The sequence below is a fragment of the Rhodanobacter sp. FW101-FHT13A11 genome (assembly GCF_058790335.1).
Map to the genome: position 1 here is coordinate 377,215 of NZ_JBYTCN010000001.1, position 20,566 is coordinate 397,780.

Genomic DNA, 20,566 nt, shown 5'->3' on the forward strand with positions numbered 1-20,566 from the left:
AACGGCCCGCCTAGCCTAACATTCCCGTCCCGACGTCGCCCTGCACCAGCCGCAGCATCGGCCGCACTCCGGCGAGGTCGCGCACGACCTCGGCGACGACGCGCCGCTGCGCCGCAGTCAACTCGAACGGCAACCCGGCCATCAGCCGCCGGCGCAGTTCGCCGGTACCGCCCAGCGCCGGCGCACGCCGCCGCCGCACCGCCGCACGCATGCGCTTCAGGCTGAGGTGCTGGGTCAGCAGTTCCTCGAAGGCCAGCCGCTGCTGCGCCGGATGCCGCCCCAGCATCAGCTGGCCCAGGTGGGCGTCCGGCGGCGGACGGTGCACGTACAGCAGCGCGTCGCGCAGCGAGGTGAGCCCGTGCCGGGCACACCACTCCGGGGGAATCAGCTCCAGTTGCGCGGCCGGCGGCAGCAGCGCCAGCGCCTTGCCGATCACCCCGGCCAGCCGCTTCGGGCCCAGGCCTTCGGTGGTCGGATAGACCGGGCTGAGCAACTCGTCGACCGCGGCCGCCGCATCCCCGTTCAAACGCTGGTAGTTCGGATGCACCATCTCCAGGCCCTGCGCGCCGTGGCGCACTTCGCCGTAGCAGAGCAGCCGCGTGCCCGGCAGCAGTTGCTCGGCCTGCGCGCGGTTGAAATGGAAGAAGCGCAGCAGCAGGGTCTGCCGGCTGGCGTCGCCGATCGCTACCTTCAGCTGAGGCCGATAGCGGAAGCCGCGCTCGACCGCCTCGACCACGCCTTCGACCTGCGCCCGCCCGCCCACCCGCAGGTCGGCGATCGCGGTGATCCGGGTCTTGTCCTCGTAGCGCAGCGGCAGGTGGAACCACAGGTCCTGCACCCGCTCCAGCCCCAGCCGGGCGAGCGCCGCGACCAGCGCCGGGCCGACGCCCGGCAGCGCGCCGACCGGGGTGAGGCCCGGGTCGACGTCAATGGCGGGAGAAGGACGGACGGTGCGGGTGGCCATGGCCTGCAAGCCTAACCGAGCACCGTCTCCCGTCGTAAGCCGCCCGCCGACAGCCGGTGTCGGCGCGCGGCGCTCATGGAACTCAGTCCAGCACCATCACCGCGTCGACCTCGACCTGCGCCGCCTTCGGCAGGCCGGACACTTCGATGGTGGAACGCGCCGGGTACGGCTGCCGGAAGTACTCGGCCATCACCGCATTGACCGCGGCGAAGTTCGCCAGGTCGGTGACGTAGATGCCCACGCGCACGACCTGCGCCAGCGAGCCGCCGGCCGCCGCCGCCACCGCGGTGAGGTTGTCGAACACACGCCGCGTCTGCGCCGTGATGTCGCCATCGACCAGCGTACCGGTGGCCGGATCCAGCGGGATCTGGCCGGAGAAGTACACGGTATTGCCGGCACGCACGGCCTGCGAGTACGGGCCGATCGCGGCCGGCGCCTGTTCGGTGGAGATGATGCTGCGGGACATGGATGGCCTCGGGATTCGGGATTCGGGATTCGGGATTCGGGATTCGGGATTCGGGATTCGGGATTCGGGATTCGGGATTCGGGATTCGGGAAGATTACCGTGTCACGGCTCGCGTGCACATATTCCGGCACGTCGAGGCTCTGCACGAATCCCCGGTCCCCAATCCCGAATCACAAAGGATAACGATACGCCCCGCTCACCACGCCGGTGCGGCGCACGCGGCGGATCACGTCGGCCAGGTGCTTGCGGTTCTTCACTTCCAGCGCGAACAGCAAGGTGGCCGCGGCGGCGTCGCGCTCGACGTATTCCACGTTCTCGATGTTCGAGTCGGCGGCGGCGATCGCGGCGGCCACGGTGGCCAGCACGCCGGGGCGGTTGATCACCTCGATGCGCAGTTCGGCGCGGTAGTCGCCCTGCACGTCGCGGTCCCATTCGATCGCCACGCAGCGCTCGGGCGACTTGCGCAGCTCGATCACGTTCGGGCACTCCTCGCGGTGTACCACGATGCCCTTGCCCGAGGACAGGTAGCCGATGATCTCGTCGCCCGGCAGCGGATGGCAGCAATTGGCGAAGCTGAGCACGCCGCGCTCGGCGCCGGTGATGCGGATCTTCTCGTGCGCGTGCGCGGATGCCTGCGGCTTGCCGGCCTTCCTGCCGCGCGAGGCGAGCAACTGGCTGGCGACCACGTCGGGCATGCGGTTGCCCAGCGCGATGTCGGACAGCAATTCCTCCAGCCGCTTAAGCTTGGAGGTTTCCAGGAAACGGTCCAGCACCGCCGGCGGGATGCCGTCCAGGCTACTGCCCTGCGCGTCCAGCGCGCGGTCGAGCATGCGGTGGCCGAAGTCGACCGCATCCTCGTGCTGCAGGTGTTTCAGGTACTGGCGGATCGCGGTGCGCGCCTTGCCGGTGACCACCACCTCCAGCCATGCCGGGTTCGGCACCGCCGACGGCGCGGTGATGATCTCCACCAGCTGGCCCGACTCCAGCTTCGTGCGCAGCGGCAGCAGCTTCTTGTCGACCCGCGCCGCCACCGCGTGGTCGCCCACGTCGGTGTGCACCGCGTAGGCGAAGTCCAGTGCAGTAGCGTTGCGCGGCAGCGACAGGATGTCGCCGCGCGGGGTGAACAGGTAGACCTCGTCGGGGAACAGGTCGATCTTGACGTTCTCGATGAACTCCGACGAGGACACCGTATTCGCCGAGCTGTCGACCAGCGAGGACAGCCACTCGCGCGCCCGTGCCTGCGCACTGTTGGCCGGGCCCGAGTCGGTCTTGTAGGCCCAGTGCGCGGCGACGCCGCGCTCGGCCACCGAGTCCATCTCGGCGGTACGGATCTGCACCTCGATCGGCGCGCCAAACGGCCCCAGCAGCACGGTGTGCAGCGACTGGTAGCCGTTCGCCTTGGGAATCGCGATGAAATCCTTGAAGCGGCGGTCGACCGGCTTATACAGCGCGTGCACCACGCCCAGCGCCATGTAGCAGCTCATCGCGCTGTCGACCACCACGCGGAAGCCGTAGACGTCCATCAGCTGGGCGAAGCTCTTGTGGTCCCCGCGCATCTTCGAATAGATGCTCCACGGCGACTTGATCCGGCCCACCACCATCGCCGGCAGGTGCTCGGCGGCGAGCCGCGCGGACAGCGCCGCCTCGATCTTGCCCATCGCCTCGCGACGGTTGCCGAGCGCGGCGCGGATGCGCTCGCTGATCACCCGGTAGCGGTCCGGGTACAGCGCGCGGAAGCCCAGGTCCTGCAGCTCCGCCTTGAACTTGTTCATGCCCAGGCGCTGGGCGATCGGCGCGAAGATCTCCAGCGTCTCGCGCGCGATGCGGTGGCGCGAATCCGCATCCTTGGCGCCCAGCGTGCGCATGTTGTGCAGCCGGTCGGCCAGCTTGATCAAGATCACCCGGATGTCGCGCGCCATCGCCAGCAGCATCTTGCGAAAGCTTTCCGCGTCGGCTTCTTGGCGGCTGCCGAAGCGCATCTTGTCCAGCTTGGTGACGCCGTCGACCAGCTCGGCCACCACCTCGCCGAACTCCTCGGCGATGGTCTCGCGGCTGAGTTCGGTGTCCTCCAGGGTGTCGTGCAGGATCGCCGCGATGATCGTCTCGGCGTCCAGCCCCAGCTCGGCCAGGATGCCGGCCACCGCCACCGGATGGGTGATGTAGGGCTCGCCGCTCTTGCGCTCCTGCCCGGCGTGCGCCTGCGCGCCAAGCTGGAACGCGCGCAGCACGCGCTCGACCTGCGCCTCGGGCAGGTAGGCGATGCGTTCCTTCAGGGCCAGCACGTACGGCGGCAGCGCGGACAGGTCGACCGTGGCGGTAGGGGTGGCCGCAGTCATCGGTTGCCGGCGCCTGCTCAGGCGCCTACCTCGCGGCAGGCAGGGCATGCGGCTGCAAGGCGCGCGCAGGCCGTCGCGCCGGACGCGCCGGCGCGGCGGATGCGCGTGCTACAGCAGCCGCCATCCATCAGTCGTCGCCGCCCTTGGAAAGGTCGTCGTCCACCTCGGCCGCGGCCCACTCCAGCGCCTCGCGCTCGGCGCGCTCGCGCTCGGCCTTGTCGATCTGGTCGATGGTGGCCTGGTCGATGCGGCGGGCGGCGATTTCGCGCAGCGCCAGCACGGTCGGCTTGTCGTGATCGGGATTGACCGCCGGCTCGGCGCCCTTTTCCAGCTGGCGTGCGCGCTTGGTCGCCATCAGCACCAGCTCGAAACGGTTGTCGATCACCTCGAGGCAGTCTTCGACGGTAATGCGTGCCATGTGAAATCCTCAGGGAATAAATGACTTATGTGGTCTTGCAGTGTAGCCAGCAGGTGCTTTGCTGGCAATGAGCACGCGCGTATGATGGCGGGCCGGCCACGAACCGGCAGTGCCCGGGAAAGCACGCCGAAAGCCGTGCAGGATATAAAACCAGACAGTACACTTAACTGTCTCCCCCCGACGCGAATTCTCTGCGCCAATGACCCCACAGCTTCGATTCCCCCTGTTGCGCCGCTGGTTGCCGGTGCTTGCGCTGGCGTTGCTGGCCGGCTGCACGATCGCCAAGCCGCGCACCGACGATCCGCTGGAGAAGTACAACCGCAGCGCGTACAAATTCAACGACACGCTGGACAAGGCGGTGGTGCGCCCGGTCGCCATGGGCTACCGCAAGGTGACCAATCCGCCGGTGCGCCGCTCGTTCAGCGACTTCTTCACCAACATCCGCATGCCGATCACGGTCGCCAACGACCTGCTGCAGGCGCGGCCGAAGCAGGCGCTGCAGAGCACCGGCCGCTTCCTGGTCAACCTCACGCTCGGCATCGGCGGCTTCTTCGATCCGGCCAGCCAGCTCGGCCTGCCGCTGGAATCCAACGACTTCGGCATCACCCTGGCGCGCTGGGGTGCGCCGGAAGGCGATTACTTGGTGGTCCCGTTCCTGGGCCCGAGTACCGTGCGCGACATCTGGCAGGCCCCGGTCGACAGCTATTTCTTCGACCCGCTGACCCTGTACGCCCACAACCACCACTACAACGGCCTGCAGTACCTGCCGACGGCGATCTACCTGGTGACCCTGCGTTCGCGCGCGATCGATGCGGAAAGCTTCCTGCAATCCGCCTACGATCCTTACGTATTCATCCGCGACGCCTACCGGCAGCAGCGCCTGTACAAGATCTACGATGGCAACCCGCCGCTCGAAGTCATCCAGCAGATGCAGGGCCTGAACGATCAGAATTTCGACCCGGAGCAGCTGCTGGAACAGCAGCACCAGTGGGAAAACAAGCATCCGGGCCAGGCAACCAAGCAGCCCTAGGAGCATCCGGGGCACGGCCATGGATATGAAAAAAGGGGCCTGCGGCCCCTTTTTCGTACCCGCCGTTGCCGCCCGCACGGGTCAGGCGATCAGGCGGTCGACCTCGCAGACCTGCGCCAGCGCCTGCATGCCGGCCGGCATGTGGACGACCTGCAAGGGCCGTCCGCGCCGGGCGGCCCCGGCCATGACCGCCAGGATGCAGGCGAGCCCCGCACTGTCGCTGCGGAGCACGCCGGCCAGGTCCAGCCGCGACGCCGAGCCGTCCGCCAGTGCGGACTGGATCGCCTGCAGCGCGGCGGCGGCCGTGTCGAAACTCAGCTCGCCGCCCACGCCCAAGGTGGCGGGCGTGGCGGTATCGAGCTGGAACCCCCGCGCGGCCTGGTCCGTCATGACGCGCTCTTGCTGTCCTTGTCCATCGTCTCCAGCGCCTTCGAGCCCTGGGTTTCCAGGTTCGTGATCAGCTTCTCGATGCCGGCCTTGCGGATTTCCGCGTCCACCTGGTTGCGGTAGTTGGTGACGTAGGAGATGCCCTCGATGATCACGTCGTAGGCCTTCCAGTCGCCGCTGCGGCTCTTGCGGAACGCGTAGTCGACCGATACCAGCTTGCCGTCGTCCAGCACCACCTGGGTGCGCACCACGGTGCGCTTGTCGTTGAGGTCGCCGTTGAACGGCAGCACCTTGACCCGGCCGCGGGTGTAGTTGAGCAGGCCCTCGGCATAGCGGTGGGTGATCGAGTTGTAGAACGCGTGGGCGAAGCGCTCGCGCTGCTCCGGGGTGGTTTCGCGGGCATGCTGGCCGAGCACCAGGATCGAGGCATAGTCGACGTCGAAGTGCGGCAGGAACGCCTCGTCGATCACGCTGATCAGTTTTTCCTGGTTTTTCTTCAGCTCGTCGCGATGCCCCTCGATCGCCGAAGCCAGCTGGTCGGCGATGCCTTGCACGACCTGCACCGGTGCCCGCGCGGCGGCGGGCGCCGCCGTGGCTGCCTGGGCAAGAACCGGGGCGGCGATGACGCTGCCGAACGCGATGGCGGTGGCAAGAGCCAATCTGCGCAACATGGGTAACTCCTTCAGCGGAACCGGCTCGGCGAGCCGGTGGGGATGGCGGGCTATTTGCTGCCGTTGCCGGCGTCTTTCTTGTCGCTGGGCGAACCATTGACCAGGAACTTGCCGATCAGGTCCTCCAGTTGCATTGCGGACTGGGTGAGGATCATCTCGTCACCGTCCTTGAGCATCTCGGGGGAACCGCCCGGCTGGATCGCAACATACTGGCTGCCGATCAAACCGCTGGTGAACACCGCGGCGGACGAATCGTCGGGGATCGCGTTGTAGCGCTTGTCGATCGACAGCACCACCTGGGCGTTCAGCTTGACCGGATCGGCGTGTACCGACTGCACGCTGCCGATCACCACGCCGGCCATCTTCACCGGCGCACCGGCCGAGAGCGTGCCCACGTTGGAGAAGCCCGCCTTCACCGCGTAGCTGCCGCTGACGTTGTCGACCACGCCGCCGGCGCCGAAGAACTTGCCCAGCATCTCCTCCAGCGGCTGCGTGGACTTGGTCCGCGCCAGCGTGCCGCCGGCGGCCACCGCTTGCTTCGAGCTGCCGTACTCGATGCCCACGTACTGGTCGCCGAGCAGGCCGCTGGTGAAGATCGTGGCCACCGAGTCGAGCGGGATGTGGTCGTAGCCCTTGTCGATCGACAGCTTCACGTCGGCCACGTCGTGATCCGCCCTCAGCGTGATCGACTGCACCTGGCCGACCCGTACGCCGGCGATCTTCACCGGTGCGCGCTCCTTCAGCTGGCCGATGTTGGTGAACTGCGCATCGACGACGTAGCTGTCGCCCTGGTGCACGTTCGCCACCGAGCTGGTCTGGGTGGCCAGGTAGGCCAGTGCGGCGAAGCCGAGCACGATGAACAGGCCGGTACCGACGGCGTAGGAACTTCTCGGTTGGCTCACGGCAGAATCCTCGGAAAACGATGGGTCATGGCGGTCACATCAGCACACTCACATGAGAAACGCGGTGAGGACGAAGTCCAGTGCCAGGATCGCGATCGACGAGGCGACCACGGTACGGGTGGTGGCGTAGGCCACGCCTTCGCTGGTCGGCGGCGTGGTGAAGCCCTGGAACACCGCGATCAACGACACCACCGCGCCGAATGCCAGGCTCTTCAACAGCACGCCGTTGACGATGTCGGTGTGCACGTCGACCTGCGCCGTCATGTTCGACCAGAACGTGCCGTTGTCCACGCCCAGCCAGGTCACGCCGACCAGGTGGCCGCCGAAGATCGCCATGGCGCAGAACACGCAGCACAGCAGCGGCATCGCGATCAGCCCGGCGAGGAAGCGCGGCGTGGCCACGTAGGCGATCGGGTCCACCGCCATCATCTCCATCGCGTCGATCTGGTCAGTGGCGCGCATCAGGCCGATCTCGGCGGTGACCGCGGTACCGGCGCGGCCGGCGAACAGCAGCGCGGTGACCACCGGCCCCAGCTCGCGGTACACCGACAGCGCCACCACCATGCCGCTGGCCGAGGTGCCGCCGAAGATCGACAGCACGTGGTACAGCTGCAGCATCAGCACCATGCCGACGAACAGGCCGCAGACCATGATGATGGTGAGGCTCATCGCACCGACGAACCACAGCTGGCGGGTCGTCTCGCGCACATAGCGGAAGCTGCGCGGGATCGCCGCCAGCAGGGTCAACAGGAACAGTCCGCAGTTGCCGATCTGCGCCAGCGACTGGCTCACCACGTTGTTGGGTTGCGGCGCGCGTACGTTCATTTCGCCGCTCCGGCAAAACCCAGTTCGGCGGCGTAGTCGCCGGCCGGATAGCGGAACGGGATCGGCCCGTCCGCCTCGCCGCCGAAGAACTGCCGCGTCCACGGCGAGCCGTCGTCGGCGATGGTCTTCGGATCGCCCTGCGCCACCACCTTGCCCTTGGCCAGCAGGATCACGTGGTCGGCGATCTGCTGCACCGCGGCCAGCTCGTGCGATACCAGCACGCTGGTGATGCCGAGCGTCTGGTTCAGCGTCAGGATCAGCTTCAGCACCTGGTTCAGCGCCACCGGATCCAGCCCCACGAATGGCTCGTCGTACAGGATCAGCTGCGGATCGAACACGATCGCCCGCGCCAGCGCCACCCGCCGCGCCATGCCGCCGGAAAGCTCGTTCGGCATCAGCCGCGCCGCGCCGCGCAGGCCCACCGCCTGCAGCTTCATCAGCACCAGGTCGCGGATCAGCACTTCCGGCAGCTTCGTGTGCTGGCGCAGCGGAAAGGCCACGTTCTCGAACACGTCGAAGTCGGTCAGCAGCGCGGAATTCTGGAACAGGTAACCCACGCCTTCGCGCAGCTTGTACAGCTGCTCGCGCGACAGGCCGGCGACATCCTGGCCGTCGACGTGGATGCTGCCGGCGTCGGCGCGCATCTGCCCGGTGATGTGCTTGAGGAGCGTGGTCTTGCCGGTGCCGCTGGGGCCCATGATCGAGGTGATCTTGCCGCGCGGGATGTCGAGATCCAGCGCGTCGAAGATGGTCTTGCCGCCGAGCACCGTGGTCAGCCCACGGACCCGCACCAGGGTGGCGTCGTCAGGCGTGGCGCGAACGGGTTCGGTCATGGGCGGCAGAAACGATGGGGAGGAGGACAAGGTAGCGGAAGCGCGGTTCGAAGACCATGTGACGGAGGGAACGGGCTCTCAGGCCCCGGCGGCCAGCAGCTCGGCGATGAGCGCCTCGTGTCGCCGCCACTGCAGCGCGCTGCGCAGGCGCACCGCCCGCACGATCGCCTGCAGCCCGGCCAGCGCCTCGTCGAACACGTCGTTGACCAGGATGTAGTCGAACTCGTGCGCGTGGGCAATCTCGCCGCGCGAATTGCGCAACCGGCGCTCGATCACCTCGGCGCTGTCCGAACCACGACCGCGCAGGCGCCGCTCGAGTTCCGCCCGCGACGGCGGCAGGATGAACACGCTGACGCAGTCGGGCATGCTGCGGCGGATCTGCCGCGCGCCCTGCCAGTCGATCTCCAGCAGCACGTCGCGGCCCTGCCCAAGCAGTTCCTGCACCGTGGTGCGCGAAGTGCCATACAAATTGCCGTGCACCTCGGCATGTTCCAGAAAGATACCCTCGGCGACCTCGCGCTCGAACTCCGCGCGCTCGAGGAAGTAGTAATGCCGCCCGTACTGCTCGCCCGGCCGCGGCGGCCGCGTGGTGTGCGACACCGACAGCGAGATCGTGCCGTCGCGCTCGAGCAGCGCGTTGACCAGGGTGGACTTGCCGGCACCGGAAGGCGCCGCGACCACGAACAGGGTGCCCGCTTCAATATTCATGATGATGCGCAGCGCGTTCGCTCCCTCTCCCCCAACGGGGAGAGGGGTGGGGAGAGGGGCCGGAGCTCGCGTGGATTCCAGGTCATTCGATGTTCTGCACCTGCTCGCGCATCTGCTCGATCAGCACCTTCAGCTCGACCGCCGCGTTGGTGCTGCGCGCGTCGACCGACTTCGAGCCCAGCGTGTTCGCCTCGCGATTGAACTCCTGCATCAGGAAATCCAGCCGGCGGCCGACCGGCTCGGTCAGCCCCAGCACGCGGCGCGTCTCGCCGATGTGGGTGCTGAGCCGGTCCAGCTCCTCGTCCACGTCGGTACGGGTGATCTGCAGCACCAGCTCCTGTTCCAGCCGCCCCGGCTCGACCGGCTGCTTCAGCTCGGCCAGCCGCGTTTCCAGCCGGGTGCGCAGCGCGGCGCGGATCTCCGGCATCCAGCCGCGCACGTCGGCCACCACGCGTTCGATCGCATCCAGCTTGTCGCGCAGGATCCCGCCCAGCTTCTCGCCCTCGCGCTCGCGGGTGGCGGTGAGCGCGTCCAGTGCGCGGTCGAGCACCTCGAACAGCGCGGCCTGCTGCGCTTCCGGGTCGGTTTCGGCCTGCTGCAGCACGCCGGGGAAGCGCAGCAACTCGGTGAACTCCACGCGCATCCTCGGGAAACGCGCTTCCATGTCCAGCGACAGCTCGGACAACCGCGACAAAAGCGCATTGTTGACCTGCAGCGTTTCGCTGCGCGAGTCGCTGCGGCGCACGGTCAGATCGAGCTTGCCGCGCGACAGCTTTGCCGCCACGCGCTCGCGCAACTGCGGCTCGAGGCTGCGCAACTCGTCCGGCAGCCGCGGGCTCAGTTCGAGATAGCGGTGGTTGACCGTACGCAGCTCGCAACTGAGCGTACCGGCGGGGCCGGTGGTTTCGGCACTGGCGTAAGCCGTCATGCTGCGGATCATCGGCGCCTTCCGGAGGTGGGGACAAGGGCGCAATGGTAAACTCTCCCGTCCCGCCTTGCCCAATCCGGCCAAGCGACCCCAGGACCCGCCCCATGAATTCCGTCACCCGCCCCAGTGGCCGCGCCAGCGACCAGCTGCGCAGCGTCAGCATCGAACGCCACTACACCCGCCACGCCGAGGGCTCGGTGCTGGTGAGCTTCGGCGACACCCGCGTGCTGTGCACCGCCAGCATCGAGGATCGCGCACCGGCCTGGCTGCGCGGCAAGGGCGAGGGCTGGGTCACCGCCGAATACGGCATGCTGCCGCGCGCCACCAACACGCGTACCCAGCGCGAGGCCACCCGCGGCGGCCAGGGCGGGCGCACCATGGAAATCCAACGGCTGATCGGCCGCAGCCTGCGCGCCTGCGTCAACCGCCAGGCGCTGGGCGAGCGCGTGGTCACGTTGGACTGCGACGTGCTGCAGGCCGACGGCGGCACCCGCACCGCAGCGATCACCGGCGCCTACGTGGCCCTGGTCGACGCAGTGAACCTGCTGATGAAGCGCGAGAACCTCAAGCGCAACCCGGTGGTGGGTGCGGTCGCCGCGGTCTCCGTGGGCATTTACAAGGGCGTGCCGGTGCTCGACCTCGACTACGCCGAGGACTCCGACTGCGACACCGACATGAACGTGGTGATGAACGACGGCGGCGGCTTCATCGAGGTGCAGGGCACCGCCGAAGGCCACGCGTTCCGCCGCGACGAGATGGACGCGCTGCTGGCGCTGGCCGAGAAAGGCATCGGCGAGCTGGTCGCGGCGCAGCGCGCGGCGCTGGCGCTGTAAGGCCGGGAATCGGCAGATGATGCAACGCGTAGTCCTGGCCAGCAGCAACCGCGGCAAGCTCGCGGAGTTCAACGCGCTGCTCGCCGGCTGCGGATTCGAGGTAGTTGCGCAATCGAGCCTGGGCATCGCGGACGCCGAGGAAACCGGCCTCAGCTTCGTCGAGAACGCGCTGCTCAAGGCGCGCCACGCTGCCCGCGCCAGCGGCCTGCCCGCGCTGGCCGACGACTCCGGGCTGTGCGTGGAACACCTGCACGGCGCGCCCGGCCTGTATTCGGCGCGCTACGCCGGTGGTCACGGCGACAGCGCGGCGAACAACTTGAAATTGCTGCACACGCTGGACGGCGTGCCGGCGGCGCAGCGCGGCGCGTTCTTCATCTGCACGCTGGCGTTGCTGCAGGATGCCGACGATCCGGCCCCGCTGATCGCCGAAGGCCGCTGGCACGGCCGTGTGCTCGACGCGCCGCGCGGCGAGAAGGGTTTCGGCTACGACCCGCTGTTCCTGCCGCGCGGCCAGACGCTCAGCGCGGCCGAACTCGAACCGACGCTGAAGAATCGCCTCAGCCACCGCGGCCAGGCGCTGATGCAGCTGCACGCAGGGCTGGCCGAACGGCATCCATGAGCCTGACCGTGCCGCCGCTGTCGCTGTACATCCACATGCCGTGGTGCGTGAAGAAGTGCCCGTATTGCGACTTCAACTCGCACGGCCTGCGCAGCGAGCCGCCGCCCTACGCCGCCTACATCGACCACCTGCTGGCCGACCTCGACGCCGACCGCGCCGATTTCGCCGCCGCGCTGGAAGGCCGCCCGGGGATCAGCCGGCCTGTAATCAGCCGGCCCTTGATCAGCCGGCCCTTAATCAGCGTGTTCTTCGGTGGCGGCACGCCGAGCCTGTTCGCGCCGGAGCTGATCGCGCGCCTGCTCGACGGCGTGCGCGAGCGGCTGCCGCTGGCCGACGACGCCGAGATCACCCTGGAGACCAACCCCGGCACGGTCGAGCACGGCCGCTTCGACGGCTACCTGGCCGCCGGCGTCAACCGCATCTCGTTCGGCGTGCAGAGCTTCGACGACGACAAGCTGCGCCGGCTCGGCCGCATCCACTCGGCCGGCGAGGCCGAGGCGGCGGTGAAATCGGCGCAGGATGCCGGCTACGAAAACATCAACCTCGACCTGATGTACGCGCTGCCGCAGCAGAACCTGGACGGTGCGCTGGCCGACGTGGAGCGCGCCGTCGCGCTGGCGCCCACCCACATCTCGCACTACCAGCTGACGCTGGAACCGAACACCGCGTTCGCCGCCAACCCGCCGCCGCTGCCCGACGACGACCATGCCTGGGCGATGCAGGAAGCCTGCGAGGCGCGCCTTGCCGCCGCCGGCTACGGCCAGTACGAGATTTCCGCGTACGCGCAACCGGGCCGGCGCTGCGTGCACAACCTCAACTACTGGCAGTTCGGCGACTACCTCGGCATCGGCGCCGGTGCGCACGGCAAGCTCAGCGACGCGGCCAGCGGCCAGGTGCACCGTCGCTGGAAGAGCCGCCACCCGCGCGCCTACCTGGAAGCGAACGGCGGCCCCGCCCGGATCGGCGGCGACCACGTGGTCGGCGCGGACGAATTGCCGTTCGAGTACATGCTCAACGCGCTGCGCCTGGTCGATGGCGTGCCGATGGCCGCGTTTGCCGAACGTACCGGGCTGCCGCCGGAACGCATCGCCGCCGCGCTGGCGGCGGCGCGCCGCCGCGGCTGGCTGCATGACGATCCGCAACGCCTGCACACCACCGCGCTGGGCCAGCGATTCCTCAACGATGTGATCGGCGTTTTTCTGGACTGAAAGCCGCGTCCCGGCCACCCGGCACCCGGATGGCATAGCCACGGCAACCGGCATAGACTTGCCGCACCGGGGGAATTCACAGGTTGATGCATGGATGTCGGGCACGATCGGCGTCAATCGTCTGCGCCGCAGCAGGGCGGACGCATTGGGAACGCGCGCTGGCCGGCGCGGGCGCAGCGCCTGCTGGAAGCCAGCTACCGCCTCTGCATGGAGGGGTTGCAGGAGCCGCTGCGCCGTTGCCTGGGCGAATTCGAAAAGCAGCTTTTTGCGCTGGCCGAGCGAGCTCACCACGACGGCGAGCAACAGACTTGCTTTGCCAGCCGGCAACGCCTGCTACAGGGCCGCACCACCTTCGTGCAGCGTTTCATGGAAAGCCTCGCCGGCGAGTTCAACGGGATCGACAGCGTCAGGACCGCGCCGGCCGCGGCCGCCACCGGCGTGAAACCGTGGCAGGCACTGGCCCTGGTCGACCCCGGCGAGCAGGAAGTGTCGATGACCCTGGAGCAACTGGGCGCCCGTGGCGAAGTGCGCCACAGCAGCGTGCTGTACGAACTGGGCCACCGGCTGGCGGTACTGGTCGGCGCGCCGCCGCTGGAAAGCCAGGCGCTGCCGCTGGGACCGCACGCGCTGGCGCAGGCCTGCAGCGAAGCCGGCGCCGAACTGGAACTGCCGCTGAAGCACCAGCTGCTGCTGCTGCAGCATTTCGACCAGTGGGTGATCCAGGCGCTGGCGCCGCTGTACGACACCATCAACGCCCACCTGCAGGGCGACGGCATCCTGCCGCAACTGCGCAGCATTCCGATCCCGCGGCACCTCGGCAAGCGGACGCGCCCGGTCGCCGGCCGCGCCGAGGCCGCCGGCGAGCCGGCAACCAGCAGTACCGGCACGGTGCCGGGCGCCGGTTCGGCCGGCAGCCACGGCGCCCCGATCGAGGTGCTGGAATCCCTGCGCGACCTGCTGGCGCGGCAACGCGCCGGCCAGAGCGGCGCCAGCGGCCCGGCGGCCGGCCGCGCCGCCAGCGAGCAGGAACTGCAATCCGCGCTGGGCGCGCTGCAGCAGCACCTGGCCCAGCTCACCGACCAGGCCGGCCGCGAACTGCGCAGCGCGGCGCGGCTGCGCGAGGAACTGCTGGCCCAGCTCAACTTCGGCAAACCCGGCGACGCGCCGCGCACCCGGTTGAGCGACGAGCAGGGCGACAAGGTGGAACTGGTCGCGCGGCTGTTCGAGCAGCTCGGCCAGCAACTGCAGCAGGGCGGCAATGCCCACCAGTTGCTCGGCGACCTGCAACTGCCGGTGCTGCGCATGGCGGTGACCGACCGCGGCTTTTTCGAGCAACGCGAACATCCGGCGCGCCGGCTGCTCGACACCGTCACCGCCGCGGCGAACGACTGGCTCGACGGCAGCGACGACGAGAGCAACCGGCCGCTGGCGACCAAGCTCGAGCAACTGGTGGCCCGCGCCAGCCGGGAGCCGCCCAGCGCGGGCCTGTACACCACGCTGCTGGCCGACATCGAGCATCACCTGGCCCTGCTCACGCGCAAGGCACAGGCCGCCGAACGGCGCCACGTGGAGGCGGCGCAGGGGCGCGAGCGGCTGGACCAGGCTCGCCACCGCGCCGGCGAACTGATGGCCGAACGCTTCGCGCAGTCGCCGCCGCGCGGCCTGCTGCGCGCCCTGCTCGATCGCGCCTGGTCCGACGTGCTGGCGCTGACCCTGTTGCGGCACGGCGAGGACAGCGAGGCGTTTCGCGCACAACTGGCGATCACCGACCAGTTGCTCGGCCGCCTGCCGACGGGTGACCGCCTGCGGCTGCAGGTGGACGTGGAGTCCGGCCTGCAGCAGATCGGCATGCACGCCGAGGAAGCGGTCCAGGTGGCGCAGCGGCTGCTCGGCGCGGGCAAGCCCGACCCGGCCGCGGAACTGCCCAGCGCCACGGATCTTGCGCTGCGCCTGAAGCAGCACCAACGGCTGGGCGAGCAGCAAGCCGGGCATGAGCCGGTCGCCGCCGCCGCGGCGGGCGCAGCACCGGCGGCCGCGGCGGCCGACCCGCGCGAGCAGCGCATCGAACAGCACCTGCGCGAGCTGCCGTTCGGCAGCTGGTTCGAGTTCGTCGACCCGGTCACCGGGCAGATCGCCCGGCGCAAGCTGGCCTGGCATTCGCCGATGTCCGGGCGCTGCCTGCTGGTCAGCCGGCGCGGCCAGCGCGGCGAGGAGATGACCCTGGCCCAACTGGCCCATGAAGTGGCCAGCGGCCGCGCCTGCGAGGTGCCCGCGCAGTCGGAGAGCCTGCTCGACCGCGCCTGGCGCAGCCTCACCGGCAGCCTGCGCCAGCCGCCCGCCACCCGGCGCCCTCCTGCCCCGACGGAGCTCCCGCGCCGATGAACGACGCCTTCAACCAGCGCCGCGCCGAGCGCAAGCGCACCACCGTCAACGCCATCGTCACCGACGCGATCAGCGGCCTGCCGATCGGCCACCTGGGCAACCTCTCCAGCACCGGCATGCTGCTGATCGGCGCGCAGGCGCCGCGCAGCGAAGCGCTGTACCAGGTCAGCATGACGCTGCCCGGTTCGGAGCGGATGCTGGCCCAGTCGCAGCCGATCGAAGTCGGCATCCAGGAACAGTGGCACGAGTCCGCCGCCAGTTCGGGACAGGTCTGGGCCGGCTACCGCATCGTGGCGATCACCGACGCCGACGCCGCCCGGATCGAGAGCTGGCTGGCGCAGGACTGACCCCGCGCCGGCGCGCTGCCCGCTGGCGGCCGCCGCACGTACGCGCCATCATGGGCGCCTGCTTCCCCTTCCCCAGTTCACCACGGGCTGTACCGGCCCTGCGCGCATGCGGCCACCAGCGGCCGCGACAGGCGCATGCGACCCGGCAGCAGGATGGCCCGCCGCCGAGGAGTCACCATGCACGACCAACCCGCCTCGCTGTACCCGCACCACCTGGCCATCCTGCGCGAACGCGCCGACAAGGCCCTGGCGCTGGGCGGTTTCGACCATCTGCTGGTCGCCGCCGGCGCGCCGCTGCGCAAGTTCCTCGACGACCAGGACTACCCGTTCGTCGCCAGCCCGCACTTCAGGCACTGGCTGCCGCTGACCGACACGCCGGGCAGCTGGATCGCCTACACCCCGGGGGCGAAGCCGAAGCTGGTGTTCGTGCAGCCGCGCGACTACTGGCACGTGGTGCCGGAAGCGCCGCACGGCTACTGGGTCGAGCACTTCGACATCGTCATCGTGCGCAGCGCGGCGGAAGCCGTCGCGCAACTGCCGGGCGGCAAGCGAGCGGTAATCGCGCCGGCCTGCCCCGGCATCGACGGCGTGGAAATCAACAGCCCGCAGCAGGTACTTGACTATCTGCATTGGTACCGCTCGTACAAGACCCCGTACGAACTGGCGCTGATGCGCGAAGCCAGCCGCATCGGCGCCCGCGCGCACCGCGCCGCCGAGGCCGCATTCCGCGCCGGCGAGAGCGAGTTCGGCATCCACCTGGCCTACCTCGCCGCGGCAAGGCAGATCGACGCCGAACTGCCCTACGCCAGCATCGTGGCCTTGAACGAGCACGGCGCGGTGCTGCACTACACGAACTTCGACCGCACGCCGCCGGCGAAGAGCCGCTCGTTCCTGATCGACGCCGGCGCCAGTTGCGCCGGCTACGCCAGCGACATCACCCGCACCCATGCATCGCCGCAGTCGCGCGAGTTCCAGGCCTTGATCGACAGCATGGAAACGGCGCAGCTCGGCTACGTGGCGAAGGTGCGTGCCGGGCAGAGCTACCCCGAGCTGCACATCCACGCCCACCACGTGCTGGCCGGCGTGCTGCGCGAGCACGGTTTCGTCCGCATGAGCGCGGAGAGCGCGGTGGCTTCCGGCGTCACCTCGGCGTTCTTCCCCCACGGCCTCGGCCACCCGATCGGCCTGCAGGTGCACGACGTCGCCGGCTTCCAGCAGAGCGAGCGCGGCGGCAGCATCGCGCGCCCGGACGGCCACCCCTACCTGCGCATGACCCGCGTGCTGGAACCGGGGATGGCGGTGACGATCGAGCCCGGCCTGTACTTCATCGACATGCTGCTGGCCGAGCTGCGCGACAAGCCGGTCGCCGCCGACATCGACTGGGCGAAGGTCGACGCGTTCCGACAGTACGGCGGCATCCGCATCGAGGACGACGTGGTGTGCACCGACGGCGCGCCGGAAAACCTCACGCGCGACGCGTTCGCGCTGACTTGAGCCGAACCGGAGCCGCACTCGGCAACTTTTGCGAGAGCGACTTCAGTCGCGATGCCCTTTTCGCTTCGTTGCTGGTACGGAGCGAAGAGCCATCGTGGCCGAGGCCGCCTCGCACGAACCCGGCGAGCCGCCGCTGCGACATTCGTCCACGCTGCGCCCACATCCGCACGGCGTATGCTGACGGGCAGGCAATGCACGGATCCGTCGCATGTCCGGCCCCGATATCTCCAGCGCTCCGCCCGAAACCCCCGCACCACCGCCACGCCCGTTGCGGCGGCTGACGCTCGAACTGTTCAGCATCATCGCGCTGAAGATCGCGGCGCTCACCCTGATCTGGTGGGTGGTGTTCGCGCCGCAGGCGAAACCCGACACCAGCCCGGGCGCCATAGCGCAGCGGCTGGCCCCCGCCGTTCCCGCGTCGCCGGAAGCCCGCCCATGATCATCATCGACGCCGATGTCGTCACGCTGTCGCGCCTGCAGTTCGCGCTGACCGCGCTGTACCACTTCCTGTTCGTGCCGCTGACGCTGGGCCTGGTGTGGATCCTCGCCATCATGGAGAGCGTCTACGTGATGACCGGGCGCGAGGTGTGGAAGCGCATGGTGCAGTTCTGGGGCGTGCTGTTCGGCATCAACTTCGCGATGGGCGTGGCCACCGGGGTGACCATGGAATTCCAGTTCGGCATGAACTGGGCGTACTACTCGCATTACGTGGGCGACATCTTCGGCGCGCCGCTGGCGATCGAGGGGCTGATGGCGTTCTTCCTGGAGGCCACCCTGGTCGGCGTGTTCTTCATGGGCTGGGAGCGCATCTCGCGCATCAAGCACCTGCTGGTGACCTGGTTCCTGGCGCTGGGCACCAGCCTGTCGGCGCTGTGGATCCTGATCGCCAACGCGTGGATGCAGAACCCGGTCGGCGCCGCGTTCAACCCGCAGACCATGCGCATGGAGGTGACCTCGTTCTCCGCGGTGCTGTTCAACCCGGTGGCGCAGGACAAGTTCGTGCACACGGTGAGCGCCGGCTACGTGCTGGGCTCGATGTTCGTGCTGTCGATCAGCGCGTGGTACCTGCTGCGCGGGCGCAATATCGATTTCGCCCGGCGCTCGATGACGGTGGCGGCCAGCTTCGGGCTGGCGGCGGCGCTGTCGGTGGTGGTGCTGGGCGACGAGTCCGGCTACAGCGTGTCGCTGAACCAGAAGATGAAGATGGCCTCGATCGAGGCGATGTGGGAGACCGAGCCGGCGCCGGCCCCGTTCACCCTGTTCGGCCTGCCCGACGTGGCGCAGCGCACCACCCATTACGCGCTGAAGATCCCGTGGGTGATGGGGCTGATCGGCACCCGCTCGCTCGACCGGACGATGCCGGGCATCAACGAATTGGTGGACGATGCGAAGGGACGGATCGGCAACGGCATCCAGGCCTACGACGCGATGCTGATGCTGCGCCGGGACAAGGACGACGCGCAGGCGAAGGCCACCCTGGCCGCCCACGACCGGGACCTCGGCTACGCGCTGCTGCTGAAGCAGTACGTCGACGATCCGCGCCGGGCCACGCCGGCGGACATCCAGAAGGCCGCCGACAGCACCATCCCGAACGTGCCGGTGCTGTTCTGGGCGTTCCGCATCATGGTGGCCTGCGGTTTCTATTTCATCGCGCTGTTCGCGTTCTCGTTCTGGAAGGCCAGCACGCGCACGCTGGACAGCCAGCGCTGGTACCTGCGCCTGGCGCTGTGGAGCCTGCCGCTGCCGTGGCTCGCCATCGAACTGGGCTGGATCGTGGCCGAGTACGGCCGCCAGCCGTGGGCGATCGAGGGCGTGCTGCCCACCGCGCTGGGCGTGTCGGCGGTGAGCACGGGCCAGATCCTCACCTCGCTCGGCGGCTTCGTGCTGTTCTACACCGCGCTGGCGGTGGTCGACGTGGTGCTGATGCTGAAGTTCGCGCGCAAGGGGCCGGACGGGCTGGGCATCTGGCCGCCGGCGATCGCCGCCATCCCCTCCGACCGGCCCTGAGGAGACCGCCATGCTCGACTACGCCACGCTGCGGGTGATCTGGTGGGCCCTGCTCGGCACGCTGCTGATCGGTTTCGCGATCATGGACGGCTTCGACTTCGGCGTCGCCGGCCTGTTGAAAGTGCTCGGCCGCGACAACGAGGAACGGCAGGTGCTGCTGGAAGGCATCGAGCCGACCTGGGAGGGCAACCAGGTGTGGTTCATCCTGGCGGCCGGCGCCACCTTCGCGGCATGGCCGATGCTCTACGCGGTGGCGTTCTCCGGCATGTACCTGGCGATCGCGCTGGTGCTGCTGGCGCTGATCCTGCGCCCGGTCGGCTTCAACTTCCGCGGCAAGATCCACGATCCGCGCTGGGCCTCGCTGTGGGACTGGGTGCTGACCGGCTCCGGGCTGGTGGTGATGCTGGTGGCCGGCGTCGCGTTCGGCAACCTGTTCCTGGGCCTGCCGTTCCGCTTCGACGACGACCTGCGCATGGGCTGGCACGGCGGCTTCCTCGACCTGCTGCACCCGTTCGCGCTGCTGTGCGGGCTGGTCTCGCTGGGCATGCTGCTGGCGCACGGCGCCTGCTTCGCCGCGCTGAAGGCCGATCACGCGATCGCCGCGCGCGCGGTGGCGATCGCGCGCTGGACGACGCTGGCGTTTGCCGTGCTGTACGTGCTGGCCGGCGTGTGGCTGGCCTGGGGCATCCCCGGCTACGCGATCAGCGGCCCGGCGGCGACCGCGGGCGTGTCCAATCCGCTGTACAAGCAGGTCGCGGTGGGCGGCAGCTGGTTTGCCGGCTACATGCAGTACCCGTGGTTCTGGGCCGCGCCGCTGCTGGCGCTGGCCGCGGCGGTCGGCGTGCAGGCGCTGGTGGGCCGGCGCAGCGTGGCCGGCTTCATCGCGAGCAGCCTGATGGTGGGCGGCACGATCGCCTCGGCCGGCTTCGCGCTGTTCCCGTTCCTGCTGCCATCCAGCCTCGATCCGCGCTCCAGCCTCACCGTGTGGGACGCCTCGTCGAGCCACGGCACGCTGCGACTGATGCTGGTGGTCACCCTCGCGCTGCTGCCGGTCGTGATCCTCTACACCGGCTGGGTGTACCGGGTGATGCGCGGGCGGGTCACGCTGGAGCAGGTGCGCAAGGCGCACGGCGGTTATTGAATGCTGTAGGAGCGGGGGGGGGGGGGGGGGGGGGGGGGGGGGGGGGGAGGGGGGGAGGGGGGGGGGG

The 20,566-nt window shown here is 69.2% G+C and carries 20 protein-coding genes and 1 pseudogene; 10 read left to right on the forward strand and 11 right to left on the reverse strand.

What is annotated here, in order from left to right; genetic code table 11:
• Window positions 1-22: 22 nt before the first annotated feature.
• The 4 genes and pseudogenes from AC3WRN_RS01675 to rpoZ all read right to left on the reverse strand — a co-directional run.
• Window positions 23-964, reverse strand: a pseudogene (locus AC3WRN_RS01675) (ATP-dependent DNA helicase RecG); the annotation flags it as partial.
• An 82-nt stretch (window positions 965-1,046) separates the two neighbouring features.
• A complete protein-coding gene (locus tag AC3WRN_RS01680) occupies window positions 1,047-1,430 on the reverse strand; it encodes a RidA family protein (RefSeq protein WP_068092601.1) in 384 nt (127 codons plus the stop codon).
• 170 nt (window positions 1,431-1,600) lie between these two features.
• A complete protein-coding gene (locus tag AC3WRN_RS01685; RefSeq protein WP_068092600.1) occupies window positions 1,601-3,766 on the reverse strand; it encodes a RelA/SpoT family protein in 2,166 nt (721 codons plus the stop codon).
• Between the two features lie 127 nt (window positions 3,767-3,893).
• Window positions 3,894-4,184 (reverse strand): DNA-directed RNA polymerase subunit omega, encoded by a 291-nt coding sequence (rpoZ, locus tag AC3WRN_RS01690; protein WP_068092597.1) that lies wholly within the window; start codon window positions 4,182-4,184, stop codon window positions 3,894-3,896.
• Window positions 4,185-4,383: 199 nt separating this feature from the next.
• Here rpoZ and AC3WRN_RS01695 point away from each other — a divergent pair, with 199 nt between their 5' ends.
• Entirely contained in the window at window positions 4,384-5,214 is an 831-nt protein-coding gene (locus AC3WRN_RS01695; RefSeq protein ID WP_068092595.1) for an MlaA family lipoprotein, read from the forward strand.
• A gap of 81 nt (window positions 5,215-5,295) precedes the next feature.
• Here AC3WRN_RS01695 and AC3WRN_RS01700 read toward each other — a convergent pair whose 3' ends face one another.
• From AC3WRN_RS01700 to AC3WRN_RS01730, 7 genes are all read right to left on the reverse strand, one after another.
• Window positions 5,296-5,604, reverse strand: coding sequence for an STAS domain-containing protein (locus tag AC3WRN_RS01700; protein ID WP_068092593.1), 309 nt, complete (start codon window positions 5,602-5,604; stop codon window positions 5,296-5,298).
• Complete coding sequence (locus AC3WRN_RS01705; protein ID WP_068092590.1) at window positions 5,601-6,272, reverse strand: MlaC/ttg2D family ABC transporter substrate-binding protein; 672 nt, start codon at window positions 6,270-6,272, stop codon at window positions 5,601-5,603. The genes AC3WRN_RS01700 and AC3WRN_RS01705 overlap by 4 nt, the downstream gene beginning before the upstream one ends.
• 50 nt (window positions 6,273-6,322) lie before the next feature.
• Entirely contained in the window at window positions 6,323-7,174 is an 852-nt protein-coding gene (mlaD, locus tag AC3WRN_RS01710) for an outer membrane lipid asymmetry maintenance protein MlaD (protein ID WP_492621619.1), read from the reverse strand.
• 48 nt (window positions 7,175-7,222) lie between these two features.
• Complete coding sequence (mlaE, locus tag AC3WRN_RS01715) at window positions 7,223-7,999, reverse strand: lipid asymmetry maintenance ABC transporter permease subunit MlaE (RefSeq protein WP_492621620.1); 777 nt, start codon at window positions 7,997-7,999, stop codon at window positions 7,223-7,225.
• Complete coding sequence (locus AC3WRN_RS01720) at window positions 7,996-8,832, reverse strand: ABC transporter ATP-binding protein (RefSeq protein WP_492621621.1); 837 nt, start codon at window positions 8,830-8,832, stop codon at window positions 7,996-7,998. The genes mlaE and AC3WRN_RS01720 overlap by 4 nt, the downstream gene beginning before the upstream one ends.
• A 78-nt stretch (window positions 8,833-8,910) precedes the next feature.
• Entirely contained in the window at window positions 8,911-9,540 is a 630-nt protein-coding gene (gene gmk / locus AC3WRN_RS01725) for a guanylate kinase (protein ID WP_068092580.1), read from the reverse strand.
• Between the two features lie 82 nt (window positions 9,541-9,622).
• Window positions 9,623-10,480: a YicC/YloC family endoribonuclease gene (locus AC3WRN_RS01730; RefSeq protein ID WP_068092577.1), complete on the reverse strand. Its 858-nt coding sequence runs from the start codon at window positions 10,478-10,480 to the stop codon at window positions 9,623-9,625.
• Between the two features lie 92 nt (window positions 10,481-10,572).
• On the opposite strand from AC3WRN_RS01730, the gene rph reads away from it, so the two are divergent.
• From rph to cydB, 9 genes are all read left to right on the forward strand, one after another.
• The gene (rph, locus tag AC3WRN_RS01735; RefSeq protein WP_492621622.1) at window positions 10,573-11,301 is read left to right on the forward strand and encodes a ribonuclease PH; all 729 of its coding nucleotides are present in this window, start codon (window positions 10,573-10,575) and stop codon (window positions 11,299-11,301) included.
• A 19-nt stretch (window positions 11,302-11,320) separates the two neighbouring features.
• The gene (rdgB, locus tag AC3WRN_RS01740) at window positions 11,321-11,920 is read left to right on the forward strand and encodes an RdgB/HAM1 family non-canonical purine NTP pyrophosphatase (RefSeq protein WP_492621751.1); all 600 of its coding nucleotides are present in this window, start codon (window positions 11,321-11,323) and stop codon (window positions 11,918-11,920) included.
• Window positions 11,917-13,128 carry a radical SAM family heme chaperone HemW gene (hemW, locus tag AC3WRN_RS01745; protein WP_492621623.1) on the forward strand — a complete coding sequence of 404 codons (1,212 nt, stop codon included), beginning with the start codon at window positions 11,917-11,919 and terminating at the stop codon, window positions 13,126-13,128. Before rdgB ends, hemW begins: the two co-directional genes overlap by 4 nt.
• A gap of 90 nt (window positions 13,129-13,218) precedes the next feature.
• Complete coding sequence (locus AC3WRN_RS01750) at window positions 13,219-15,510, forward strand: DUF1631 family protein (RefSeq protein WP_492621624.1); 2,292 nt, start codon at window positions 13,219-13,221, stop codon at window positions 15,508-15,510.
• The gene (locus AC3WRN_RS01755) at window positions 15,507-15,857 is read left to right on the forward strand and encodes a PilZ domain-containing protein (protein ID WP_068092561.1); all 351 of its coding nucleotides are present in this window, start codon (window positions 15,507-15,509) and stop codon (window positions 15,855-15,857) included. Before AC3WRN_RS01750 ends, AC3WRN_RS01755 begins: the two co-directional genes overlap by 4 nt.
• 177 nt (window positions 15,858-16,034) lie before the next feature.
• Window positions 16,035-17,351, forward strand: a complete 1,317-nt coding sequence (gene pepQ, locus AC3WRN_RS01760) for a Xaa-Pro dipeptidase (protein ID WP_492621625.1) — start codon at window positions 16,035-16,037, stop codon at window positions 17,349-17,351.
• Between the two features lie 208 nt (window positions 17,352-17,559).
• Window positions 17,560-17,790: a cytochrome oxidase putative small subunit CydP gene (cydP, locus tag AC3WRN_RS01765; RefSeq protein WP_068092552.1), complete on the forward strand. Its 231-nt coding sequence runs from the start codon at window positions 17,560-17,562 to the stop codon at window positions 17,788-17,790.
• Complete coding sequence (locus AC3WRN_RS01770) at window positions 17,787-19,358, forward strand: cytochrome ubiquinol oxidase subunit I (protein WP_492621626.1); 1,572 nt, start codon at window positions 17,787-17,789, stop codon at window positions 19,356-19,358. Before cydP ends, AC3WRN_RS01770 begins: the two co-directional genes overlap by 4 nt.
• Before the next feature lie 10 nt (window positions 19,359-19,368).
• Entirely contained in the window at window positions 19,369-20,499 is a 1,131-nt protein-coding gene (gene cydB, locus AC3WRN_RS01775; RefSeq protein ID WP_492621627.1) for a cytochrome d ubiquinol oxidase subunit II, read from the forward strand.
• Window positions 20,500-20,566: the final 67 nt, after the last annotated feature.